The sequence below is a fragment of the Pseudomonas sp. CBZ-4 genome (genome assembly GCF_000346755.1).
Lineage (GTDB): Bacteria > Pseudomonadota > Gammaproteobacteria > Pseudomonadales > Pseudomonadaceae > Aquipseudomonas.
Genome location: NZ_ANNV01000140.1, coordinates 1 through 6,957 on the forward strand (window position 1 = coordinate 1; position 6,957 = coordinate 6,957).

The following is a 6,957-nucleotide window of genomic DNA, read 5'->3' on the forward strand; positions in this document are numbered from 1 at the left end:
CAGCCCGCTATCGCAGGCAAGCCAGCTCCCACATTGGTTCTGTGTTGAGCCTGTTTATTTGGCAGGTTTGACGAACCGCAACGTCATCCGATCCGACTCGCCAATCGCCACATACCTGGCCTTATCCTGCTCCCCCAGCCGCAACGTCGGCGGCAACGTCCACACTCCGGCCGGGTAATCCTTGGTGTCCTTGGGGTTGGCGTTCACTTCACTCTGCGCCGCCAGCTTGAACCCGGCATCGGTGGCCAGTTTCACCACCTGGGCCGTGGTCAGGTAACCCGTGTCCTTGATCGCCGCAAGATCGGCCCCGTCCTTCGCCCGGTGATCTTCCACCCCCAGCACGCCACCCGGTTTCAACACGGTGTAGAACGCACTGAACGTGGCTGGCGCGGTGCCTGCTTCCACCCAGTTATGCACGTTGCGAAAGGTCAGCACTGCATCCGCCGAACCCGGCTGGCCAAACACCGGCGCCTTGGGCTCGAACTCGACCACCTGGGCCTTGCCATACCGCGCCGGGTCTGCCGCAAACTTCTTCTGCAGGTTTTCTGCGGACGTGCGCGCGTAGGCACTGCTGCTCGCGGCCTGTACGGCGGCGATGTAGTGCCCGTGGTCGTTGAGCAACGGTGCCAGCAGTTCGCTGTACCAACCGCCGCCGGGGGTGATTTCGATCACCGTCTGTTTGCCGTCCAGGCCGAAAAACGCCAGGGTCTGCTGCGGGTGGCGGTACCCGTCGCGGGCGCTGTTGGCCGGGTCGCGCCAACTGCCGGCGAGCACGCTGGCGTACTGCTGGGCGCTGATGGGCGCGTCGGCGGCCTGGCTGAACGTCGGGAGGAGGAGGGCGGTAAGGGACAGCACTGCAAACGTCGTTTTCATGATCATCCGAAAAGTGGGCCACTGTGCCGCCGAGGCTAGCATGGGCCCCCTATCGGCCGATCACACATTATCCGAGGTCGACCGCACCAAACGTTCTAAGCCCATGGCGATCATCGGCTTGTTGCGTTTGTAGCGCACCAGCCGTTCGCTGAGGGATTGGGGCAGCAGCGTGTCCTGGGTAAAACCCATGCGCTGGTACAACCCTTCCAGGTCGGGATGGCACAGCAGCCACAGCGTGCCATCGCCATCCGCAGCCGCCGCAAGAATCAACTTCGCCGCCAACCCCTGGCCGCGATACGCCGGGTCGACAAATACCCCGGTCAACCATTGCCCGCCCACCACGGGCGTCAGGCACAAGCCGGCGACGATCTCGCCATCGCGCGCGACCCACAAGCGCCCGCCCTTGAGCGCCTTCATCGACGAATTGTGGCTGCGATAAAACTTGTTCAGCAGCGGCCACAGGGGCTCTGCCAGCAGATCGATGGTCAACTCGGACATGGTGTTCAGGAGGTGTGGGAAAGGGGGCGCGATTATAAGCGCCTTCTGCCGGGCAATAGGTGGTATACCCACTGTTACATTCACTGTCAGTGGAGCATGCATCATGGCCAAAGGTATGGATTCAAAGAAAGCCGCGAAGAAAAAACCGGCAAAGACCGCCGATGAAAAACGCGCCGACAAGAAAGCCAAGAAGTCCGAGAGCGGCCTGTTCGGCCATTGAGTTCCAAGCTTAGAAGCAAATGATCTGCAAGATTTTCCCGCGCCAATGCACAGAGCAGGAAACACCTGCTCTGAGCTGACGATGGCCCATTACCTTGACCCGATCCAACGCCAGGAAATCCAAGCCCTGGCGCACAGTTTCACCGCCAAGACCGAATGGCCGACCTGGCTGCTGCTGATCGGCGTGTATGCCGGCTGGTTTGCCGTGATCCTTGGCAGCCATTGGCTGGGCCTGTGGCTGAGCACGCTGTTGCTGATCCCGCTGGTGACCCTGTGGTTGTCGGTGCAGCACGAATTGCTCCACGGCCATCCAACCCGCTCGCTGCTGCTCAACAAACTCCTCGGTTACGCCCCGTTTGCCGTCTGGTATCCCTACACCCTGTACCGCGACAGCCACCTGCTGCACCACAACGACGGCGACCTGACCCTGCCGGGCATCGACCCGGAAAGCCGCTACCTCAACCAACAGCAGTGGGACACCAGCTCGCTGTTCGACCGCGGCGTACATTGGTTGACCAAGACCCTACTCGGCCGCTTCCTCTTGGCGGCGCCGTTGTCGATAACGCGGCTGGCGCGCCATGAGTGGCAGCGCCTGCCCCAGGCCTGGCCGATGTGGCTAGCCCATGGCGCCATCACCTTGCTGATGCTGGCGTTCATCGCCCACTTCAGCGCACTGTCGGTGTGGCAGTACCTGCTGCTGGTCAGCGTGCCGGCGCTGTCCCTGGCGTCGATCCGTTCCTACTATGAACATCGCCCGCACCCGCAACCCGAGCAACGTAGCGTGCTCAACGAAGCGGCCTGGCCCTGGTCCTGGTTGTTCCTCAACAACAACCTGCACCTGGTGCACCACGACTTGCCGAAGCTGCCCTGGTATTTTCTGCCGACGGTCTACCGTGCCCGCCGCGAGCAATGGCTGGCGCGCAGCGGTGGTTTCCTGGTGCGGGGCTACGGGCAGTTGCTCAGCCGCCACGGCCTCAAGGCCATCGACAGCCCGCGTCACCCTTTTGCATGAGAGACAAGCATGAGTGAGCACTACGCCGAGCTGCTGATGTATGTAGCACCCGAGCCAATCCAGCAGGCCAACCAACAGTGGCTGGCGCGTATTTTCGAACGGCTGGATCTCAAGCGTCGCAACGCCGATCACCTCAACCTGCCCGGGCTGTGGCGTGCCTCCGAATTACTGGTGAGTCAAACCTGCGGCTACCCGTTGATGACCCAACTGCGCGGTCAGGTCCGTATCATTGGACGCCCGCGCTATGAGCTTGCCCACAGCAGCGGCGGCGAACATTGCAGCCTGCTGCTGACCCGCACCGACAACCCGCGCCGCACCTTGGCCGAGTTCTACAACAGCCGTGGCGTGATCAACGGCCACGACTCCAACAGCGGCATGAACCTGCTGCGTGAACGCCTTGCGCCTTTACAACGCGCGGGGCGCTTCTTCGCCAGCATCGCCATCAGCGGCGCCCACCGTGAGAGCTTGCGCTGGCTGCGGGAAAACCGCGCCGACCTCGCCGCCATCGACAGCGTCACCTATGACTACCTCGCGCGTTTCGCCCCTGACGAAGTGGCAGGGCTGCGCCTCGTCACCCGTAGCGCACCAAGCCCGACGCTGCCCTATATCGGCCCGCTGGGCTTGAGCGATGCGCAGGTCGCGAGGATTCGTGAGGCGATGAACCTGGCGTTGGGGGATCTGCCGCAGGTCGTGGAAACCCTGGGCGTACGAGAAGTCCTCGCGGCCAGCGAAGACGACTACCAAGTGCTGCTGGACTATCAGCAGCAAGCCGCCAGTGTCGGCTACTCGGTGCTTAAATAAGGTTATATAAAAATACCTTTTAAATATTATTAATGAATAAGCAGCCTTGCTAGGATCGCCCCACCGGAACACCGGACATAACGTGCAACCTACTCAGATGGAGCCACTATGTCCGGCGCCGACAGTTCTCACAGCGATTACGTGGGCGGATTGTTCCGCAGCCATTACGACTGGCTGTGCAGCCGCCTGCACCGCCACCTCGATTCCCGCGCCCATGCCGAAGACATTGCGGCCGACACCTTCGTCCAACTGCTGACGTCGGCGGACCGCCTGCCGATCCGCCAACCCCGCGCCTTGCTCACCACCATTGCCCAGCGCCTGATGTACCAGCTGTGGCGCCGCCGTGACCTGGAGCGCGCCCACCTGGACGCCCTCGATCACGACGAGACCTGCAGCGCACCGTCCCCCGAAGACCTGGCGCAAACGCTCGAAGCGTTGCAAGCCATCGACCAGTTGCTCGACCGCTTGCCGGCCAAGGTCAAGGCGACCTTCGTGCTGTCCCGGCTCAATGGCCTGACCTACCCGCAAATCGCCGCCGAACTGGGCATTTCCCAGCGCTCGGTGAGCGACTACATGGCCCGGGTCTTCAGCAACCGCCAAGCGCTTAGTTATGACTTGTAAAAAAACTGGAGATCACACCGATCCAGTGTGGGAGCTGGCTTGCCTGCGATAGCGCGGGGTCAGCCAATGAGGATGTTGGATGTGCTGGCCTCATCGCAGGCAAGCCAGCTCTCACATTGGATTTCCTGTGTGTTTGGAAATTGATTCAACATGAGGTCCTGCATGAAAAGACTGAAAACCCTGCTGGGCGGCTCGCTGCTCGCACTGACGCTATTGGCCCCGCCGACACACGCCGCCGCGCCGATCCACTTCGGCGACATCACCTGGGAAAGCGGCAGCCTGATCACCGAAGTCCTGCGCCTGATCGTCGAAAAAGGCTACGGCCTGCCCACCGATACCCTACCCGGCAGCACCGTAAGCCTCGAAGCCGCCCTGGCCAAGGACGATATCCAGGTGATCGGCGAAGAGTGGGCCGGGCGCAGTCCGGCGTGGGTCAAGGCCGAAAGCGAAGGCAAGGTGTTCGGCCTCGGTGACACGGTCAAAGGCGCCACCGAAGGCTGGTGGGTGCCCGAATACGTAATCAAGGGCGACGCGGCGCGCGGCATCCAGCCCCTGGCGCCGGACCTCAAGTCGGTGGCCGACCTGGCGCGCTACAAGGACGTGTTCCGCGACCCCGAAGACCCGAGCCGCGGGCGCTTCCTCAACAGCCCCACCGGCTGGACCTCGGAGATCGTCAACAGCCAGAAGATCAAGGCGTATGGCCTCACCGACAGCTTCGTCAACTTCCGCACGGGCTCCGGCGCGGCGCTGGATGCGGAAGTGGCCTCGTCAATCCGGCGCGGCAAGCCGGTGTTGTTCTACTACTGGTCGCCGACGCCGCTGCTGGGGCGCTTCAAGTTGATCAAGCTGGAAGAGCCGGCGTTCAACGCCGACGCCTGGAAGACCCTGGCCGACGCGAAAAACCCCAACCCCATCGGCACCCGCTCGATGCCGGCGCAACTGGCGATTGGCGTGTCGGCGCCGTTCAAGGCGCAGTATCCGCAACTGGTGAGTTTCTTTGAAAAGGTCGACCTGCCGATTGATCTGCTCAACGGCATCCTCGCGGACATGAGCGAGAAACGCACAGCGCCGCGCCAGGTGGCTTTGGCGTTCCTCAAGGAGCAACCGCAGGTGTGGCAGCAGTGGGTGCCGGCAGAGGTGGCAGCCAAGGTCAACGCCGCGCTCTAAGCCGAACCCACAAAATTCAACAGTGGGAGAAGACTTATGTGGGAGCGGGCTTGCCCGCGATTGCGGTACATCAGTGACAGATGAGTCGGCTGACAGGACGTCATCGCGGGCAAGCCCGCTCCCACAGGGGTGTGTGGTGTTGGCTCTTATAGGCTGTCGCCAAGCCGATCACCGTTCGTCGCCAGCCATGGATTGTTAAAAATGCTCGCTGACTAGTGGCCTTGCATAGCGCCAAGCCCTGTCTATGCTCACCCAGAACCGTGATGACGCTTGGCATATAAAGCGATTCGGATGGTTGTTCCCCATGCAAGGTTTGCCAGCAGTATCCAACAGATGAATGGAATGCGCCGACCGGCGCCGGGAATCAAGGGTGATCTGACCATGTTCAACCGCCATCACAAATCCGACCTGCAAGAAATCGAACGTTTCTCCTGCGCCCTGACCGAAGCCAACGCCAAACTCGCCGCCATCAGCCGTTCCATGGCGATGATCGAGTTTGACCGCAATGGCGTGATCCTCGATGCCAACGACAACTTCTGCAAAACCATGGGCTACAGCGCCGAGGAGATTCGCGGCAAACATCATCGGATCTTTTGCGAAGAGGCCTACACCCACAGCGAGCCCTACGCCAAGCTCTGGCGCGACCTGGCGCGGGGCGAGGCCATCAGCGGCACCTTTATGCGCCTGAACAAGCGCGGCCAGGAAGTGTGGCTCGAAGCCAGCTACATGCCGGTGCTGGACAGCGACAAGCAGGTGCAGAGCGTGATCAAGGTGGCGTCGGATATTTCCGCGCGGGTGCACCATGAGCACGAAAACCAAAGCCTGATCGACGCCATCGGCCGCTCCATGGCGGTGATCGAGTTCACCCCGCAAGGGCAGATCCTCAACGCCAACGACAACTTCCTGCGCACCGTGCAGTACTCATTGGACGAAATCATCGGCCAGCACCACAGCATGTTCTGCCATCGCAGCGAGGTGGAGTCGCCGGCCTACAAGGCCTTCTGGGCTTCCCTCAACCGCGGCGAATACCATTCCCACCGCTTTGAACGCCGAAACAAACACGGCAAGACGCTGTTTCTGGAAGCGTCCTACAACCCGATCTTCGATACCAATGGGCGCCTGTACAAAGTGGTGAAGTTCGCCAGCGACATCACCGACCAGGTCACCACCCTGCGCAATGCTGCCGATTCGGCCCACGCCACCTCGGTACAAAACGACGCCTGCGCGCGCAAGGGTTCGGAGGTGGTGCAGCAAACCGTGCAGATCATCGAAGAAATTTCCCACGACCTGAACCAGGCGGCGCAAAGCATCGACGCGGTGAGCAAGCAGTCGGACATCATCGGTGCCATTGTGCAGACCATCCGCAGCATCGCCGAGCAGACCAATATGCTCGCCCTCAACGCGGCCATCGAAGCGGCGCGTGCCGGTGAGCATGGGCGCGGCTTTGCGGTGGTTGCCGATGAAGTGCGCAGCCTCGCGGCCAGGACGAGCCAGGCGACGGTGGAGATCGTCGATGTGGTGCGCAAGAACCACGACCTGTCGCTGAGCGCGGTGTCGAGCATGCAGTCGAGCTTGAGTCGCACGGGGTTGGGGGTGGAACTGGCGAATGAGGCGGGGCAGGTGATCCTGGAGATTCAGGAAGGGTCGAAGCATGTGGTGGATGCGATCAGTCAGTTCAATTCCACGCTGCAACTGCAGTAACCCGATCCATATGAGGTTTGGCTTGTGTGGGAGCTGGCTTGCCTGCGATGGCATCACCCCGGTCT

The 6,957-nt window shown here is 61.8% G+C and carries 6 protein-coding genes and 2 pseudogenes; 6 read left to right on the forward strand and 2 right to left on the reverse strand.

Annotation, left to right across the window (positions count from 1 at the left end; translation table 11 throughout):
* Positions 1-54: 54 nt before the first annotated feature.
* Both B348_RS0118905 and B348_RS0118910 read right to left on the reverse strand, forming a co-directional pair.
* Entirely contained in the window at positions 55-873 is an 819-nt protein-coding gene (locus tag B348_RS0118905) for a class I SAM-dependent methyltransferase (RefSeq protein WP_026136898.1), read from the reverse strand.
* 60 nt (positions 874-933) lie between these two features.
* Positions 934-1,371 carry a GNAT family N-acetyltransferase gene (locus tag B348_RS0118910; RefSeq protein ID WP_017737642.1) on the reverse strand — a complete coding sequence of 146 codons (438 nt, stop codon included), beginning with the start codon at positions 1,369-1,371 and terminating at the stop codon, positions 934-936.
* Positions 1,372-1,672: 301 nt separating this feature from the next.
* Here B348_RS0118910 and B348_RS0118920 point away from each other — a divergent pair, with 301 nt between their 5' ends.
* The 6 genes and pseudogenes from B348_RS0118920 to B348_RS1000000132240 form a co-directional block, all read left to right on the forward strand.
* Entirely contained in the window at positions 1,673-2,602 is a 930-nt protein-coding gene (locus B348_RS0118920; RefSeq protein ID WP_017737644.1) for a fatty acid desaturase, read from the forward strand.
* Between the two features lie 9 nt (positions 2,603-2,611).
* Positions 2,612-3,403, forward strand: coding sequence for a phosphate/phosphite/phosphonate ABC transporter substrate-binding protein (locus tag B348_RS0118925; RefSeq protein WP_017737645.1), 792 nt, complete (start codon positions 2,612-2,614; stop codon positions 3,401-3,403).
* A gap of 108 nt (positions 3,404-3,511) precedes the next feature.
* Complete coding sequence (locus tag B348_RS01000000130120; RefSeq protein ID WP_017737646.1) at positions 3,512-4,024, forward strand: sigma-70 family RNA polymerase sigma factor; 513 nt, start codon at positions 3,512-3,514, stop codon at positions 4,022-4,024.
* Positions 4,025-4,186: 162 nt separating this feature from the next.
* Positions 4,187-5,191: an ABC transporter substrate-binding protein gene (locus B348_RS0118935; protein ID WP_017737647.1), complete on the forward strand. Its 1,005-nt coding sequence runs from the start codon at positions 4,187-4,189 to the stop codon at positions 5,189-5,191.
* Positions 5,192-5,677: 486 nt separating this feature from the next.
* A pseudogene (locus B348_RS1000000132235) lies at positions 5,678-6,301 on the forward strand (PAS domain-containing protein); the annotation flags it as partial.
* 177 nt (positions 6,302-6,478) lie between these two features.
* A pseudogene (locus B348_RS1000000132240) lies at positions 6,479-6,892 on the forward strand (methyl-accepting chemotaxis protein); the annotation flags it as partial.
* Positions 6,893-6,957 lie beyond the last annotated feature (65 nt).

Bases quoted from the DNA above. Each gene is read 5' to 3' on its own strand.
- B348_RS0118920 (WP_017737644.1), top strand. From the start codon at position 1,673: ATGGCCCATTACCTTGACCCGATCCAACGCCAGGAAATCCAAGCCCTG.
- B348_RS0118935 (WP_017737647.1), top strand. From the start codon at position 4,187: ATGAAAAGACTGAAAACCCTGCTGGGCGGCTCGCTGCTCGCACTGACG.
- B348_RS0118925 (WP_017737645.1), top strand. From the start codon at position 2,612: ATGAGTGAGCACTACGCCGAGCTGCTGATGTATGTAGCACCCGAGCCA.
- B348_RS0118910 (WP_017737642.1), bottom strand. From the start codon at position 1,371: ATGTCCGAGTTGACCATCGATCTGCTGGCAGAGCCCCTGTGGCCGCTG.
- B348_RS01000000130120 (WP_017737646.1), top strand. From the start codon at position 3,512: ATGTCCGGCGCCGACAGTTCTCACAGCGATTACGTGGGCGGATTGTTC.
- B348_RS0118905 (WP_026136898.1), bottom strand. From the start codon at position 873: ATGAAAACGACGTTTGCAGTGCTGTCCCTTACCGCCCTCCTCCTCCCG.